Source organism: Cystobacter fuscus, assembly GCF_002305875.1.
In the GTDB taxonomy this organism is placed as follows: Bacteria; Myxococcota; Myxococcia; order Myxococcales; family Myxococcaceae; genus Cystobacter; species Cystobacter fuscus_A.
In genome coordinates this window covers 2308319-2324859 of the sequence record NZ_CP022098.1, presented here as the reverse complement: position 1 = coordinate 2324859, position 16541 = coordinate 2308319, and the positions used below count along the sequence as shown (strand labels likewise).

Here is a 16541-nt window from a genome sequence, read left to right as displayed (position 1 = left end):
CCCCTTCGAGTTATTCCCGTTGTCTGGCTTCCCTCTCTGGCGGTGACCTGGCGATGCACGATGCACACGACTTCCTCAAGGCCCTGGCGACGGTGTTGTGCGTCGCGGCGGTGACGTCCGTCATCTTCCAGCGGCTGCGGCAACCCGTGGTGCTCGGCTACATCATCGCGGGGCTCATCATGGGGCCCCACGTGCCCATCCCCCTCGTGGCGGACCCCACCATCGTCCAGACGCTGTCGGAGTTGGGGGTCATCCTGCTCATGTTCTCGCTCGGGCTGGAGTTCAGCCTGGGCAAGCTGCTCAAGGTGGGATTCACCGCGGGACTCACCGCCATCATCCAGTGCAGCCTGATGATCTGGCTGGGGTTCGTGGTGGGCCGCTCCTTCGGGTGGACGTCCCGGGAGAGCATCTTCACGGGCGCCATCATCGCCATCTCCAGCACCACCATCATCGCCAAGGCGTTCGACGAGCAGGGAATCAAAGGCAAGCTGCGGGAGATCGTCGTCGGCATCCTCATCGTGGAGGATCTCATCGCCATCCTGCTCATGGCGACCCTCACGGCCATCTCCACGGGCGCGGGACTGTCCGCGGGCCAGCTCACCCTCACCGTGGGCCGCCTGGCGCTCTTCCTGGTGGGGCTCGTGGTGGTGGGGCTGATGGTCATTCCGCGCACGGTGCGCGCGGTGCACCGGCTCAAGCGCCCGGAGACGACGCTGGTGGCGAGCATCGGCATCTGCTTCGCCATCGCCCTGCTCGCGCAGGCGTTCGGCTACTCGGTGGCGCTCGGGGCGTTCCTCGCGGGCTCGCTCGTGGCCGAGTCCGGAGAGGAGCAGGAGATCGAGCACCTGGTGCAGCCGGTACGCGACATGTTCGCCGCCATCTTCTTCGTGTCGGTGGGAATGCTCATCGATCCGGGGCTCATCGCCGAGAACTGGGCGGCGGTGGCGGTGCTCACGGGTGTGGTCATCCTGGGCAAGCTGGTGGGGGTGGCGCTGGGGGTGTTCCTCACGGGCAGCGGCACGCGCACGGCCATCCAGTCGGGACTGAGCCTGGCGCAGATTGGCGAGTTCTCCTTCATCATCGCGGGCCTGGGCCTGTCGCTCAACGCCACGGGGAGCTTCCTCTACCCGGTGGCCGTGGCCGTGTCGGCGATCACCACCCTCACCACGCCCTTCCTCATCCGGGCCTCGGGGCCGGTGGCCAACTACGTGGACCGCAAGCTGCCCAAGCCCTTGCAGACCTTCGCGGCGCTCTATGGCAGTTGGGTGGAGGAGCTGCGCAACGCGCCGCCGCGCCAGACCGCCGGCACGAAGATCCGCTCCAAGGTGCGCCTGATGCTCCTGGACGCGGCCCTGCTCGCCGCCATCATCATCGGCACCTCGCTCTTCCTCGGGCGCATGAGCGCGGCGCTGGAGCTGCGCAGCGGCCTGGGCGCCACCGTGGCGCGCTGGCTCGTCATCTTCCTGGCCGCCATGCTCGCCACCCCCTTCTGCGTGGGCGTGGTACGGCTCGCGAGCTCGCTGGGCACGCTGCTGGCGGAGACGGCCTTCCCCTCCGTGACGGGCCGTCTGGACCGGGCCGCGGCCCCCCGGCGCGCGCTCGTGGTGACGCTCCAGTTGGCGAGCGTGCTGGGCGTGGGCGCGCCGCTCGTCGCCATCACCCAGCCCTTCCTGCCCAGATTCCTCGGCGCGGCGGTGCTGCTGATCCTGCTCGCGGTACTCGGCATGGGCTTCTGGCGCAGCGCCACCAACCTCCAGGGGCACGTGCGCGCGGGCTCCCAGGTCATCGTCGAGGCGCTCGCGTCCCAGTCCCGGGGCAAACCCCAGGCGCATCATGCCGAGAGCCTCGACACCCTGCACGCCATCCTGCCCGGACTCGGCGAGCCGACGCCGGTGCGGCTCGAGTCCGGCAGTGCCGCCGTGGGGCGCACGCTCGCCGAGCTCAACCTGCGCGGAATGACGGGCGCCACGGTGCTCGCCATCCGGCGCGGCGAGGACAAGGTCGTCGTGCCCACCGCGGACGAGCAGTTGCGGGAGGGAGACGTGCTCGCGCTGGCCGGCACGCACGAGGCCATCGACTCGGCCCGGGCGGTGCTCTCCGGGAGCACGCCGGCCGAGCAGCAGCCCGCCTCTGCTTGACAGGAACCTAGCGCACTTCAACTTCCAATATCATGGCATTGTGCTGCCATGCGAAGGCCATTTGAGTTTGTCGATTAATTTACGCTAGGTTCCACAGCATGAAAACGAGGCAAAGGACATCATGGGCTTGCACCCTGGCTGTCTTGTTCCTGTTGACCGCTTGCGTGACGACACCGCCATCCCCACGAAGAAACGGAGAGGTGAACTGTCCTCAGGAGCCGAAGGCGACGCTGGTGTGCTCCAGCTACCACGCCGCTGCCACGAACATGTTCGCCGCGCTCGCGCGAGGGGACATGGCAACAGCGATGTACTACCTCTCCGCCCTGACAGGTGCCAGCGTCACGCAACAACAGGCAATCATCAACGGACTGACGCACTTCTTCGATGAGGGGAACCAGATCGCCGGGCAATGTGGAGACGTAGCGCGTGGTGGTTTCCAAGTACTCCACCGCCTGGGTGAATTCATGGGAAGTCGCCCCTACTTCTTGAAGATCATCTCAACGGAGAAACGACTCATCCTTGGGTTCGAGCTTCGCACTGGGGTTGCGAAGCAGCTTGCCGACAACGGCGTCCACATTGCCGTCAAGTTCGAGGGGCGCGTTTTTGACGCATACACCGGACCGGGAGGGATGGATGAGGCAGAATACCTTCGCCGCATCCACACGTACACGGGACAAGAGATAGCCTCCAAGGAATATGCCTCGTTTCCGAGCCTCTTCCGAGAATTGGAATAGGTGCTGAATGTCTTCCCACACGATTCTCGACGCAGTGCTCCGCTGGTGCTCCCGCCCATATATGTTCCTCTTGACGGCGCGTGACCGTGGGCAGCCAGACCTTCACAACCTGCTCCTGCTCCTGGCGGGATTCGAGTGCGCGGACCCTCGGCAGCGGTCTCATGAGGAATGGCGTCAGTTCGAACTCTGGCTCGGCAAGTGCCATCCAGGGCTCTTCAGGCAAGGAGTGACGTGGTTTGGAGAGGGGCTCTTGCTTGACTGCGGCGAGACACACGCCAGAGCCGCTGAGCGCCTGCGGGCCTACGTGGAGGAGTACCAGGCATTGCCCGCGGCAGAGCGCACGGTCAGCCAGGAAACGCCAGGTGCGCAAGTGAAGCCCCACACCATCCTCGAGTCGGTGGTCCACTGGTGCTCGACCCCCTCCGAGTCCCTGGCCACCGTGAGTGACCATGGGCAGCCGGACCTGGACAACCTGAAACTCCTGCTCGAGGGATTCATGACCGGAGCGCTCCAGTCCGAGGCCGGTGAACAGTGGCACCAGTTCGAGCGCTGGCTTGGCTGGCGCCGTCCAGATCTCTTCCGGGAGGGGTTGACGTGGTACGGAGAGGGATTGCTGATGGAGTGTGGAGGCGAGCACTCCCGAGCCGCCGAGCTGCTGAAAACCTACGTGGAGGAGTACCAGCGTTCCCCTCCGGACTCGCGCGGGCAAACGTGACACACGTCCCAGTGCGCCATCCCCCGCTCCCTCGACCTTACCCATTTTCATCTGGGCCCGAGGAGGGAGGAGTCCTCGCCCTCCCTCACCCTCGCGCCGGGAGTCCCGCCGAGCGCTTGGTGGAAAGCCGGAAGCCAATGAAGAGACCCTGCTTCTCTCCTGCCGCCTGACGGAACGCTCGCCTCTTTTTCAGCACATCCGGCCAGCAATGACTCCACCTTTCCCGAGGAGCCGGGCAGGTGCCACGCATCCGGCTCCCCCACAAGCAGGAAAGGAAAAGAACCATGAATCAGAACCTCCGTGAGCAAGCCACCCAGCTCCTCGACATGGCGAACAACACCAAGGAAAGGAATGCCCGCCCGACTCCCTGTCCGGCCTGCGGCATGATGATGGCGTTGCCAGAGTCCAGCACCCAGCGCGTCACCGACGCGGGCCGCTGAGCACGACGAGCTACCCCCATGCCTCCTCGCGTGGGTTTGAATCTCTTGACCGACGACGCCTTCCGCGAGGCGGCACGGCCCCTCTTCGCCGAAGGCCTGGTCACCGCGCTCGAGTGGGACATCGATGACTCCTGGGGATTCTCGGCCAGGACTCCGCCCCCCCACTGGACCGAGCGCATGCTCGACCTCTATGCGGAGGAGGGAGCCCTGTACGGGCACGGCGTGTGGTTGTCGGTGCTGACCGCCGACTGGCAGCCACGGCAGGACGCATGGCTCGAGCGCCTCGCCCAGGAGTGCCGCCAGAGACCCTACCGCCACGTCTCCGAGCACTTCGGCTTCACCGCCGCGGGGCCGTTCACCCGCAGCACCATGCTGCCCCTGCCGTATTGCGCCGCCGCCGTGGACATCGGCCGGGACCGACTCGGGAGGCTCCGCGCCGCCACCGGCGGTCCCGTGGGCCTCGAGGTGCTGGCCAACACACTCGCGCCCTCCGATGCCCTCCACCAGGGTGCGTTTCTCGATGCCATCCTGACCCCCACCGGCGGCTTCCTGGTGCTCGACATCCACAACGTGTGGACCCAGGCGATCAACACCGGCCTGCCACCAGAACTCCTGCTCGAAACCCATCCGCTGGAGTGCGTCCGGGAGATCCACGTCTCGGGTGGGAGTTGGGCTCGTGCGCTCCGCGCCGGAGACCCCAGGCCCGTCCGGCTCGACAGTCATGACGGACCCCTGCTGCCGCCGGTGCTGTCCCTGCTCCGCCGGGCGCTCGACCTCTGTCCCCATTGCGAGGTCGTCATCGTCGAACGACGAAGCGAAACCCTCGAGTCGAGGGCCGTGCGAGACGAGTGGCGCGCCCAGTACCGTGCCGTGGTCGAAGTGGTGACCGAGGCCAGTGCAACGCCCGTCAGTCCGGTGCGCGACGCCAGCACCACGCCACTCCCCGACCCGCTCGACGTCGAGGAGCTTGCCCTCTATCAGCGCGAGCTGGTCACGGCCCTCGTCGAGGAGTCCGAGAGCCGGGTCATCCTGTCGCGACTGAGCCAGGGCATCGCCGGCGCACGGCTCGCGCCATACCTCGAGACCTTCGATCCGCGCATGGTCGAGTTGCTCGCCGTCCTGGCATCGCGCTGGTCCGCCCTCGACCCGGCCCAGGACACCCGGGGCGGTGCACACGAGGAGAGGCGCTAGTTCAGGAAGCCACGGTTGGCCTGCCGGAGTCGGCGATGACGTTGGGTGTCATCCGTCAGCCGAAAAACGTCACTTCCCGCTGCCAGAACAGGGGGGGGTTACGCCTCATTCCAAGGGCTTGGCCGTCCGCCTGCCCTGGCATGACTCATGCTCAAGCCGGCACACGCAGTCCAACCCCTTGAAGGGACGCGGTCAAACCCACCGCACATCCCAGAAGGAACACCATGCACCGTCCCAACATTCGCAAGCATCGAGGCTTCACGATCATCGAATTCACGATCGTGACGGCCATGCTCAGCATCCTCGCGGTCATCGCCATCCCGAACTTCCTCAAGCGGCAGGCCCTCGCCGCGCAGGGGGAGGCCAAAGGCAACTTGAAGGCCTGGTTCTCCGCTCAGCGCGCCTACCACGAGGAGAACGGCAGATACTCGGAGAACGTGCATACCGTGGGCTTCCTGCCCGAGAGTGGCAACCGCTACGCCTACTACTTCGGGTCCGCCTTGAACTGCATCATCCGCAATGCGTCGGGCGTCACCGACTCCCCGAACGCCAACTGCATCACCGTCGACAGGGCGGAGTTCCCGAACAACGTCCTGACGCCCAAGGTCACCCCGCCGTCCTCGCCCACGTACGAGGGCGAGGGCGCGAACCCGGGCATGCCCGGCCTCGGTGGCTGCACCACGGGCATCGGCTGCAACATCTCCGGCCTGGCCGCTGGCAACATCGACGACGAGTTCAGGGGCATCGACTCCTGGTGGATCTCGACCAAGGACGCCCAGACGATCACCGCGGCCTGCGGCAACAGCGAGACCGAGAGCGTCGCTGGCGAGCCCTACAACTCCTTCAACGACATCGACTGCGACTGAGGAAGGTGTCTGAAGAAGGTGTCGAACGACTCGTAGCGCGCGACGTGTTGGCACGAGTTCTTTGACACCCACTGCGGAACACCTGCCGCGGCTCCGGGGCCGGAGCTCAGGCTCCGGCTCCGGGGTGGCTCACCGGCCTCGCACGCCGGCTGTCATGCCGCCGTCCGACACGAACACCCCACCCGTGCTGTAGCTGCTCTCGTCACTGGCGAGGAAGAGGTTCAGACGGGCGATCTCCTCGTTCGTCCCGTAGCGCTGCATGGGGATTCGCTGAGCCATCCGGCTCTTCACCACGTCCTCGTTGCCGGGCGCGAGCCGCGTGTGGATACCCGCCGTCATGTCGTTGTCGATGACGCCCGGGCACACCGCGTTCACCCGGATGTTGAACGGCGCGCCGTCGTGCGCCAGCGAGCGCGCCAGGCCCACCACCGCGTGCTTGGCGGCGGTGTACGCCGAGTTGGACGGAAACGCGACGAGCCCCATCACCGAGGAGGTGAGGACGATGCTCCCGCCTCCGCGCTTGCGCATCTCGGGGAACGCGTATTTGACGGCCAACCAGCAGCCGCGCACGTTGACGGCCATCACCTCGTCGAAGTCCTCCACGGAGTGCTCGTCCAGGGGCTTGTAGGGGCCCTCGGCGCCCGCGTTGCCCACCAGCACGTCGACGCCGCCGAAGCGCTCCGCCGCCTGCTGGATGTAGCGCCGCGTGTCCTCGACCCTGGACACGTCCGCGACGGCGTAGCCGAGGTTCTCGTGGTGGAGTTCCTGGAGCGTCTTGCGAAGCTTCTCCTCGGTGCGGCCCACGATCAGCACCCGGGCGCCCTCCTGCAGGAAGAGCTTCGCCGTCGCCGCGCCAATCCCGCCGCCACCGCCAGTGATGACGGCGACCTTGTTCTCCAACCTCTTCATGAGCCTGCTCCGTGTGTGAATGCCCAAGGCCAACCCGGGCCAGCCGCATTCTCGAAAGAAGTGAAGGAGCATCGCAAGGCGACGCCCGGCGAGCAGCGGCTCCGCGGACGCCGAGATGAACGCACGGTGCAACTCCCCCACTCATGGTGTTGAGACCTTCGACACCGTGAGTGAGGGAGCGGGGGAGTCGGACGCCATGAACTCATCCCAATACCGCATGAATCATCAGCGGCTCACTGGCACCTCGAGCTCCGAGATCTGCAGGAAGCCGGTGGCGGACCCCGGAGCGGGGCTCGTCATCTCCAGCCGCAGCTCGGTGGTCTGGACCGGGTCGAAGGAGATCACCGTGGGCTGGTTCGAGGCGGACGCCCAGGAGATGGAGGGGTGGGAGACCGGCACGTAGCCCTTGCCGTCCCAGTAGGTCACCACGAGCGAGGCGGGCAGCACGCGCTTCGCGCCGGTCGTGAACCAGGCCGTCACGGAATCGAGGGACCGCGCCTGGGGCCACTTGAGCGAGACCCAGTCCGACGCGTTGGCCTGGCTCACCGCGGGCAGGAGCGCGGTGGCCGCCTTCTCATAGAAGTTCGACCAGCCCCCCGAGGTCTTGTTCCCGTCGAGCATCGCCGCGGGCACCGACTGGGGAGAGCCCGAGTAGCTCGCGTCAGCGGTGGGGATTTCCGGATCCGCTGCCGGCACGGTCCCCACGCTCCTGGCCGGGCCCACCGGAGTCGAGGTCGCCGCGGAGCCAGCCACGGAACCACTCCCGCCCTCGGAGACAATCGTCGTGGAGCCCGGAGTCAGCCCGTCCGATGACGCGGTGACGGTGATGGGCCCGGAGGTGACGCTGGACTGGATGATGGCCAGCGCCTTGCCGTTGAAGGCCGTCCGGGAAGAGGCCTTGTAGTTCTCCGCGCTCTCCTGACGCCCGTTGTCGGCGCCCACCAGGGCTCCGCCCGTCACCTGGAAGTGAATCAGGTTCGCGGCGCTGGGAACCATCACCCCCTTCGAGTCCACGACCTCGGCCGTCACGAACACCAGCGACTTGCCGTCCGCGGTGATGACCGTCTTGTCCGGGGTCAGCCTCAAGGTGTTCGGCGCTCCGGCGGTCCGCAGCACGTCCCGGGCCACCTCCACGCCGTCCTTCTTGGCGACCGCCACCAGCTCTCCCGGCGCGAACGGCACGCTCCAGGACAGGTGCAGCTTGCCGGCACTGCCATTGGGACTGGTGTAGCTGCCCGGGAAGGGGCCCGAGGTGAATGTCTTGTCGTCACCGGTGGCCTCGTCCGTCTCCAGATACGCCCGGCCATCCAGGGTCTTCTTGTGGCTGAACTTCCGCTCGCCCAGGGACTGGCCGTTCAGGAGCAGCTCCACCGTATCGACATTGGCATAGGCCCAGACAGCCACGGGCTGGCCAGGCGCGTGGTCCGTCCAGTTCATGGGAAGCAGATGGACCATGGGCTCCTGGGTCCACTGGCTCTTGAACAGGTAATACATGTCCTTGGGGAAGCCGGCCGTGTCCACGGCGCCAAAGAACGAGGCCTTCACGGGATAGACGTCGTACGGGGTCGGCTCGCCGATGTAGTCGATGCCCGACCAGAGGAACTCGCCGGCGAAGAACTTCCGGTCCCGGTCCTTCTTCAGGCCGTACTCCCCACTCATGGTCCAGGAGGCCAGGTTGTTGTCGTAGGAGGACGTGCCCCGCTTGCCCGGGGTGTAGTTCTCACCGGTGTTCAGCAGGTGGGGGTCCTGGTACACGCCCCGGGTGGACGTCTCCGACGAGGACTCCGACTCGAAGAGGAACTTGCCCGGAAACGCGGCCCGGAGCCCATCCACCGACTTCGCCGTGTTGTAGTTCAGACCCAGGCCATCCAGCAGCCCGAGGATGCGCGCGGCCGGCGACTCCGGAGCAGGCACGCGCCGGTACTTGTCCGAGCCGATGACGATGGGCCGGGAGGTGTCGATGGACTTGATGTCCTCGACCAGTCGCTGGGCCATCGCCAGACCCGCCTCCGAGGTCGAATCCGGAATCTCGTTGCCAATGGACCACATGATGACCGCGGGAGAGTTCTTGGCGGCGTTCACCATCTCCTTGATGTCGGCATCACTGTGCTCATCGAAGAAGCGCCCGTAGTCATACGGGTTCTTCCCGGTCCTCCAGGAGTCGAAGGCCTCCACCAGCATGACGATGCCCATCTCCTCGCAGATGTCGATCAGTTCGGGAGCAGGCGGGTTGTGCGCGGTCCTGAGGGCGTTGACCCCCATGCTCTTCATGATCGTCATCTGCCGCACCAGGGCATCGCGGTGAACGGCCGCCCCCAGGGCGCCGAGATCATGGTGCAGATCGACTCCCTGGATCTTCGTGGACTCGCCGTTGAGCGAGAAGCCCTCGTTGGGATCGATGCGGAAATACCGCATGCCGAAGCGGGTGGAGGTGGTGTCCACCTCCTTGCCCTCGGAGACGAGGGCGGTTTCCAGGGTGTACCGGTAGGGATTCGCCAACGACCAGAGCGTGGGGTGCTCGACCCGGAGGGTGGCCGTGAGCCGCTGGGGCGCCGGGCCCAGCGCGGTGGCGAGTGACGTGACCTGCGCCACGACCTTCCCGTTGGCGTCCTTCACCAGGGAGCGGACCTCTACGTCCTTCGGGGTGCCGCCCTCGTTGACCACGTCGGTCTGCACGCGGACGTTCGCGTAGCCCTCTCCCACCGTCTTCTCGAGTTCCGGGACGGTGACGAAGGTGCCCCAACGCACCACGTGGATGGGGTCCGTCACCGTCAGGTGGACGTGCCTGTAGATGCCACTGCCGGAGTACCACCGGCTGCTCGGAAGCTGGTTCTGGACCTTCACGGCGATGACGTTGGGCGTCACCCCATCCGTGTACACCCGGGAGGACAGGTCCACGTCGAAGGCGGTGTAGCCATAGGGGTGGTTGCCCACCAGTTCACCATTCACATAGACGTAGGAGTCCATGTACACGCCATCGAATTCGATGGAGAGCTTCTTTCCCGCCATCGACGACGGGAGGGTGAAAGTCTTCCGGTACCAGCCCAGACCCCCCTGGAAGAAGCCCGTCCCACTGGTGGTCCCCGGCCCCGGGCTGGGGTCCCGCTCGATGCTCCAGTCGTGAGGAACATTCAGCTTCCTCCACGACGAGTCATCGAAAGACGGCTCATGCGCGGTCGCATAGGAACCGCTCGGGTCGGTGATTCCCTCGGGGTTGACCAGGACGAACTTCCAATCCCTGTCGAAGTCCACACGCCTGCCAGGGCTCTGATCCGTGGCAGGGGGAGTAGGCTCTTCGCCCTTCGGGGGCACCGGCTGGTTCGCCACACATCCCAGTCCCAGACACACCAGCCAGGCAGCCCACATTCCTGGCGCATTCCTACCCATTCGCTTCCTATCGTTCATGAGCCCCGGATCCCAGTCTTTCAGTGCACGTGATGGACAGGCGCAGCATGGAAGGATCCGCGGAGAACCGCATCGCTCAATCTTCCTCCCCCCGCCCAGCCGTCTTTCTCGAAGGCTGAGATGTTCACTGCTCCACCGACACATCGCGCAATCCGCACTCCGGGTAGGGCACGATGTGTCGGCACGAGTTCTTCGACACCTGCTCCAACTTCGGAGCGCTAGTGAAGCGCGAGGTTCCGACCGCCAGCTAGCGCGGGTAGCAGCCCGGCGAGGCCTCCCCACGAACGGCGACTCCAGGAGGAGCCCCGTCTATACTCCCGGCGTTCTGAAGGTCGGGTTTCCACTCATGAATGGCCGTCGCGTCCTCTCTCCAGTCCTCCTTCTTGGCGCCGGAATCGGCGAGGCCACCTGCGGCATCCTCTATCTCGCGGGCTATTTGCGACGCGGCGGGATCGAGGCCTTCGTCCGGCTCTACGACGGGGACCAGAGCGAGGACGAGGTGGCTCGCTCGCTCGAGGCCCTGGTGGCCCGCGTGCGCCCCCGGCTCGTCGGCATCAGCCTCAAGTGGTTCCACCACGTCCACCGCGCGCTGCTCCTGGCCCGGACGCTGCGCGAGATCGACCCCAGCATCCGGATCGTCGTGGGCGGCAACACCGCCTCCTACTGGTGGCGGGAGCTGCACGCGTTCGACTGCATCGATCACATCGTCCTGGGCGACGGCGAGCGGCCACTGCTGGCGCTCTGCGAGGGCGACCCCTCCCCGCCCAACTGCGTCACCGTGGGTCCGAACGGCAACCCACGGCGATTGCCCCTGGAGTACGTGCAAGGCGCCACGAACAGCGAGGACGTCTACTACTCGCACTTCGACGACATCTTCCTGAGCCACCAGGATCGCCATGCCTTCTCCGGGTGGGTCGCGCCCGGGAAGGGCTGCGGCGAGAACTGCCTCTATTGTGGTGGGGCCCGCGGCAACCAGAAGGCGGCCTTCGGACGCGCGAAGCCGTTCCTGCGCTCCGAGGAGAGCGTGCGCCGCGACCACCAGGAGATCGCCCAGCGGGCATGGCAGCTGCGCTACGACTTCTCGGGAAGCTCGGCGGCATTCCTGCAAAGCACCTGGGCGGGGGTCGATCTCTCACGCCACTCCTGCATGTACTTCCTGTGGGGGGTGGCCCGGATGGAGCTCATCGACGCCCTGGCCCAGACCTTCGAGCACGTCCACATGGTGCTCGACATCGGCTGCTTCTCGGAACAGCAGCGGCACGAGCAGATGCGCCGCGGTCTGCTCAAGCCGTGTGCCTCGGATCAGCAGCTCCTGGAGATCATCGACGGCTGCCGCCGCCACGAGAACCTGGACGTCGAGGTCTCTGGAATCGCGGGTCTGCCCTTCGCCAGCGCGGCCACGCTCAAGGAGGAAGTGCGCCTGGTGGAGCGGGTCATCGGTCTCGACTGCCTGGTGGGCTATCAGCGGCTCGAAGCGCAGCCCGGGGCGCTCGCCACCGAGCACCCCGCGCGGTTCGACATGGTGAGCGAAGCGCGCACGTTCACGGAGTTCCTCGAGTACTTCGAGCAGCGCGAGCCCGGCGATGTGTCGTCCGTGCCGATGCTGCGTTTCCGTGACGCGGCACTCGAGCGGGCGGTGCAGCGCACGTCGGAGCACGTGGATGCCCTCGCCAAGAAGCACGAAGAGAAGAAGCAGCGGATCTCACTCAACGGAGGCACGCGACTGAAGAACACCGCGCCCTCGACGCTTCGGTTCGAGCTCGGTGATTGGTTGGGAGCACATCGGGTCCCCGCGAAGGTGGCGCGGGAACAGGTGACCGTCGTCCGGTCGGTGAACGGAACGGGCCTGGCCTGTGCACCGTCGCTCAGCCCGCGACGGTTCGCCGACCCGACGCTGGATCAGGGCGAGGACGGGCGGATCCTCCTGGCCACCCTGGCCGCCTTCGAGCGCCCGACGACGGTCTCCCACGCGGTGACGCAGTTGGGGACGAAGGTGAAGCTCGACCCCCACTCGGCGCGCGAGGTCATCGAGCATCTCGTGGACGGACGCTTCCTCCAGCCGGCGTGAGTCCCCCGTCGTGCTTTTTGTCGCAGACCTCTCCGCGTTTTTGCTACTGAAGCGGCACGGAGTCCTGGGAGGCCCGCGATGCTGAAGGAAGAACGCCATCGCCGCATCCTCGAGATCCTCGGCACCGAGGGCCGCATCATCGCCGGAGAGCTGAGCGAGCTGCTCGGGGTGTCGGGTTTCACCATCCGCCGGGATCTGGACGAGCTCGCCGAGGCCCATCTGCTGCGCCGGGTGCATGGCGGGGCGGTGGCGCGCTCTCCAGTGGCGCCCACGTACGAGGAGCGCCAGCAGCAGGGCGTGCCGGGGAAGATCGCCACGGCGCGCGCCGCCGCGACGCTGCTCGCGCCGGGGCAGGTCGTCATCCTCGACGGCGGGACGACGGCCCTGCATCTGGTGGACGCCATCCCGCCGGCGCACACCGGGACGTTCATCACCCACTGTCCGGCCGTGGCCACGGCGCTGGCGCGCCATCCGGGCATCGAGGTCGTCCTGGTGGGGGGCACGTTGGACAGGCGGGCCATGGTGGCGGTCGGGGCCAACGTCATCGAGACCTACCGGCGCATCACCGCCGACGTGTGCTTCCTGGGTGTCTGGAGTCTCAACGCCACCAGTGGCATCAGCGGGCCCTACTACGAGGAAGTGGAGGTGCGCCGCGTGCTGCTCGGCTGCGCGGACCGCATCGTCGGGCTCGCCTCGCGCGAGAAGCTCGGCACCGCGGCACCCTTCTCCGTCGGGCCCGCCACCGGGCTGACGCATCTGGCGACCGAGCCGGACGTCCCCGAGGAGATGCTCCGGCCCTTCGTCGAGCTGGGCATCCATATCGTCCAGGGAGGGCGCCCGCCGCTCACGCCCTCCCGGCCGCGATAGCCAGTCCAATCGCTCCCGGAGCGTGTGAGTCAGCCCCGGAGCCGCACTGACAGGCAGGTCACGCAGCCCTCGAGCTTCTCGAACTCGCTGATGTCCACCGCCACCACACGCAGGCCACGGTCCTCGAAGAGCCGACGCGTCCGCGGCGCGCTGGTGGACATCAACACGGTCTCGGTGCCTTTGTTCTGGCCAAGCAGCACCACGTGGGCGCCGGCTGCCTCCGGCACCGGGAGGAAGCGCTCCCACGTGCCCGGCTCGTCGACGAGCGGTTCGTGGCCGATGACCGTGCCATCCGGCAGGGCGGTGACCGCCGACTTCAGGTGCAGCACCTTGGAGATCGGGACGCCCACGACCTCCGTCCCGAAGGGCGCGAGATGGGCGCGGAGCTGGTCGACGCCGTGCGGGTTCGTGCGGCCGCCCAGTCCGACCCACACGGAGCCGTCGTGCTTGAGGACGTCGCCGCCGTCGAGGGTACCGGGCGCCTCGATCCGGACGATCCGGTAGCCGAGTCCCCGCAGCGTCTCCTCGGTGCCGGCTGTCTCTGGCTTGCGCTCGTCCGCCCCGGGACGGCTGATGACCGCCAGATCGCCATACACGACGACGGTATCCTCGACGAAGACCGAGTCCGGACAATCGTCGGCCGGAGCCACCTCGATGGTCTCCCAGCCCTCGGCATGCAGGGTCGCGACGTATGCCTCCCACTGCCGCCTCGCCAGCGCGAGGTCCACCGGCGTGCGCTCGATATGGGTGGTGAGCCCGTCTGCCAGACGCGGACTCGGCCGGCGAACCAGCGCCAGTTTCCTCATTCCCCCATCCTGCATCGCTGCTCGAACTCCCTCAAGCGGCTGGGTAGGCGTCCGCGTCCCTGGGCCAACCCCATCTCACCCAGGTCCTTGCCGGGCCCCTGCCGCGCCGCCCGCCCATGGCACTTGTGAGCCTCCACCCCACGCTCCAGTTTTGCGGCATCCATGGGACGGAGGAGGTTCTGGAGACATGAGAATGCGTCGATGGTTGTGGAGCGCGGGGCTGCTGGCGGTCATGGGCATGAGCGTTGGCTGTGCTCACGACGAGGAAAAACAGGCACGCCACCAGACCGAGAAGATGGGTGAGGCCGTCGCGGAAAAGGTCCGCTTCGCGGACCAGGTCGCCCTGTTGAATCAGGGGCAGATCGCGATGGGCCAGCTCGCCCTGAGCAAGTCCAACAACCCCGAGGTGAGGCGCTTCGCACGGGAGCTGATCCGAGAGCATCGGCGGAACCAGGCAGACCTGGAGGCCCTGGCCCGGACCAAGGCCTTCTCGTTGGCCGCGCTGGACCTGGGCTGGGAGCAGCGGGGGATCGGTGGCGCGGGCTACGAGGGCGCGCAGAAGGGCATCGAGAAGGGTGCCGGGCGGTACGACAAGAAGCTCGACGAGCAGGTGGATGAGTTCATCGAGCGGCGCGACCGGTTGGCGGGCCTGAGCGGCAGCGAGTTCGACAGGGCCTTCCTGGACGAGGTGCGCAAGGATCAGAAGCAAGGCGGGAAACTCGTCGACGAGGGCCTGGGCAAATACCGCGATGACGCGACGCTGGCCGTGTTCCTCTCGAGGACCGCGCCGGTGCTCAACAGCCACGAGCAGCGGGCCGAGTCGCTCAAGGGCTCCCTGCGGGAGTGAGAGCCCATGGGGATGAACGTGGGAGCGGTGCCCGCCCCTCGCGGCTGGCGGGCACCTTCCGCGAGACCGCGACCCACCGGGTTCCGGAGCAGGCACCCGCGGCTCCGGGTATGGGCACGCAACAGAGTGTGGCTGCTGCCCGCCTTGGGAGCGGTGCTGGGAGCCGGGCTGGCCGGGTTCTTCGTGGCCAACCCCCTCGACACCAACCACTGGCTGCTGCGGGGCCTGGCCTGGCGCACCTCCGTCCAGCAAGCACGGACGGGCCTTGGTTCGGTGTTGGGGGTGGTGCTCACCATCCTGAGCATCGCCCTGTCGCTGACGCTGTTGGTGCTGCAGAACATCGCCAGCCAGTACTCCCCGCGCCTGCTGCGCCTCTTCATGCACAGCCTGGGCTTCCGCATCCTCATCCCCACGTTCGTGGCCACGGTTGTCTACTGCCTGGCCGGCATGTACGCGTTCGGCTTCGTGGAAGACCATGGCGTGGCGCCCCGTCCGGCGCTCTCCATCGCCATGCTGCTGCTCGTCTGCTGCGGCATGGCCCTGATCTTCCAGACGACGTCCACGCTCGCCCTGGTGCGCGCCGAGCAGATCGTCCGCCAGACGAAGGCGTACTCCCTGAAGGTGGCGCACAAGCTGGACCGGCGACGCCGCCTGGACGTGGAGCAGCCCCTCTCCGCCCCAGCCCACTCCGGCACGTGGCGGCCCGTGTCTTCTCCTTCCTCCGGCTTCGTGGTGGACATCGACGCGCGGGCGCTGCTGCGGCTGGCCGAGGCCCGCGAGCTCGTCATCCACGTGGACGTGGTCATCGGCGAGCCCGTGGTGCGGGGCGGGCGGCTCGGCCGGGTACTCTCGGAGAGGGGGCTCCTCACGGAGGACCCGCCCATGGAGCGGGCCGTGGAGCGCACCGTGCTCATCGGCCCCTGGCGCGAGCCGGACAGGGACCTGGCGCTCGGGGTGCGGCAGCTCGTGGACGTGGCCATCAAGGCGCTCTCGCCGGCCATCAACGACCCGTCCACGGCGGTGGAGTCCCTGGACCAGCTCACCGTCCTGCTGTGCGAGCTGTGCGCGCTGCGGCAGGGGCCCCGCGTCCTGGCGGACCCGGAGGGCCGCCCGCGCGTCTTCCTCCCCGCGCTGGAGCTGGGGGACTACCTCCTGCTGGCCACCGAGCAGATCAGCCGCTACGGCGCCGGAGAGTCGGCCGTGGTGCTGCGGTTGCTACGGTTGGCCGGAGAGGTGGGGCTGAGAGCCAGGCGGGAGCAGGACCAGCGGGCCACCCGCGAGGTGCTCCATCAGGTGCGCGCGGACGCCGAGTCGGCCCTGGGCGGCTCCTCGCGCCTGGCGCTGCTGCGGCGCTACGCCGAGGAGGTGGAACGGGCCCTGGAGCACGCCGAGCCCTTGCCGCCCCTGCCCGCGCTCGGCTTCTGAGCGGCCCGAGCCGCCGCCCGCCATCGGCTCAGCGCGCCTTCGCGAGGAACACGCCGAGCAGGAGCATGCCGCCCATTCCCGCCGCAGGACCCAGGGCTCGCGCAGGCGCTCCGCCAACGGGGCCAGGAGC

At 67.5% G+C, this 16541-nt stretch carries 13 protein-coding genes; 10 read left to right on the top strand and 3 right to left on the bottom strand.

What is annotated here, in order from left to right; translation table 11 throughout:
• Positions 1 to 53 precede the first annotated feature (53 nt).
• The 6 genes from CYFUS_RS09645 (at position 54) to CYFUS_RS09625 (ending at position 6084) form a co-directional block, all read left to right on the top strand.
• Complete coding sequence (locus tag CYFUS_RS09645; RefSeq protein WP_095984953.1) at positions 54 to 2138, top strand: cation:proton antiporter; 2085 nt, start codon at positions 54 to 56, stop codon at positions 2136 to 2138.
• A gap of 200 nt (positions 2139 to 2338) precedes the next feature.
• Positions 2339 to 2872, top strand: coding sequence for a hypothetical protein (locus CYFUS_RS09640; protein WP_095984952.1), 534 nt, complete (start codon positions 2339 to 2341; stop codon positions 2870 to 2872).
• 370 nt (positions 2873 to 3242) lie between these two features.
• Positions 3243 to 3587: a hypothetical protein gene (locus tag CYFUS_RS50490; protein ID WP_157758358.1), complete on the top strand. Its 345-nt coding sequence runs from the start codon at positions 3243 to 3245 to the stop codon at positions 3585 to 3587.
• A gap of 284 nt (positions 3588 to 3871) precedes the next feature.
• On the top strand, positions 3872 to 4027 hold the full coding sequence (locus CYFUS_RS50485) for a hypothetical protein (protein ID WP_157758357.1): 156 nt from the start codon (positions 3872 to 3874) through the stop codon (positions 4025 to 4027).
• Positions 4028 to 4045: 18 nt separating this feature from the next.
• A complete protein-coding gene (locus CYFUS_RS09630; RefSeq protein ID WP_095984950.1) occupies positions 4046 to 5218 on the top strand; it encodes a DUF692 family multinuclear iron-containing protein in 1173 nt (390 codons plus the stop codon).
• A gap of 224 nt (positions 5219 to 5442) precedes the next feature.
• Entirely contained in the window at positions 5443 to 6084 is a 642-nt protein-coding gene (locus CYFUS_RS09625; protein WP_095984949.1) for a type IV pilin protein, read from the top strand.
• 129 nt (positions 6085 to 6213) lie between these two features.
• On the opposite strand, the gene CYFUS_RS09620 is transcribed toward CYFUS_RS09625, so the two are convergent.
• Both CYFUS_RS09620 and CYFUS_RS09615 read right to left on the bottom strand, forming a co-directional pair.
• Complete coding sequence (locus CYFUS_RS09620; RefSeq protein ID WP_157758356.1) at positions 6214 to 6993, bottom strand: SDR family NAD(P)-dependent oxidoreductase; 780 nt, start codon at positions 6991 to 6993, stop codon at positions 6214 to 6216.
• A gap of 225 nt (positions 6994 to 7218) precedes the next feature.
• Positions 7219 to 10359 carry a glycoside hydrolase family 2 TIM barrel-domain containing protein gene (locus CYFUS_RS09615; RefSeq protein ID WP_095984947.1) on the bottom strand — a complete coding sequence of 1047 codons (3141 nt, stop codon included), beginning with the start codon at positions 10357 to 10359 and terminating at the stop codon, positions 7219 to 7221.
• A gap of 385 nt (positions 10360 to 10744) precedes the next feature.
• Here CYFUS_RS09615 and CYFUS_RS09610 point away from each other — a divergent pair, with 385 nt between their 5' ends.
• Both CYFUS_RS09610 and CYFUS_RS09605 read left to right on the top strand, forming a co-directional pair.
• On the top strand, positions 10745 to 12466 hold the full coding sequence (locus CYFUS_RS09610) for a B12-binding domain-containing radical SAM protein (RefSeq protein ID WP_095984946.1): 1722 nt from the start codon (positions 10745 to 10747) through the stop codon (positions 12464 to 12466).
• 78 nt (positions 12467 to 12544) lie between these two features.
• Positions 12545 to 13333 carry a DeoR/GlpR family DNA-binding transcription regulator gene (locus tag CYFUS_RS09605; protein ID WP_095984945.1) on the top strand — a complete coding sequence of 263 codons (789 nt, stop codon included), beginning with the start codon at positions 12545 to 12547 and terminating at the stop codon, positions 13331 to 13333.
• A 29-nt stretch (positions 13334 to 13362) separates the two neighbouring features.
• On the opposite strand, the gene ddaH is transcribed toward CYFUS_RS09605, so the two are convergent.
• Positions 13363 to 14139 (bottom strand): dimethylargininase, encoded by a 777-nt coding sequence (gene ddaH / locus CYFUS_RS09600; protein ID WP_095991903.1) that lies wholly within the window; start codon positions 14137 to 14139, stop codon positions 13363 to 13365.
• A gap of 187 nt (positions 14140 to 14326) precedes the next feature.
• Here ddaH and CYFUS_RS09595 point away from each other — a divergent pair, with 187 nt between their 5' ends.
• Together CYFUS_RS09595 and CYFUS_RS09590 are read left to right on the top strand one after the other, a co-directional pair.
• Positions 14327 to 14986, top strand: coding sequence for a DUF4142 domain-containing protein (locus CYFUS_RS09595; RefSeq protein ID WP_095984944.1), 660 nt, complete (start codon positions 14327 to 14329; stop codon positions 14984 to 14986).
• A 126-nt stretch (positions 14987 to 15112) separates the two neighbouring features.
• Complete coding sequence (locus CYFUS_RS09590; RefSeq protein WP_232537471.1) at positions 15113 to 16411, top strand: DUF2254 domain-containing protein; 1299 nt, start codon at positions 15113 to 15115, stop codon at positions 16409 to 16411.
• The last annotated feature ends 130 nt before the right edge of the window (positions 16412 to 16541 follow it).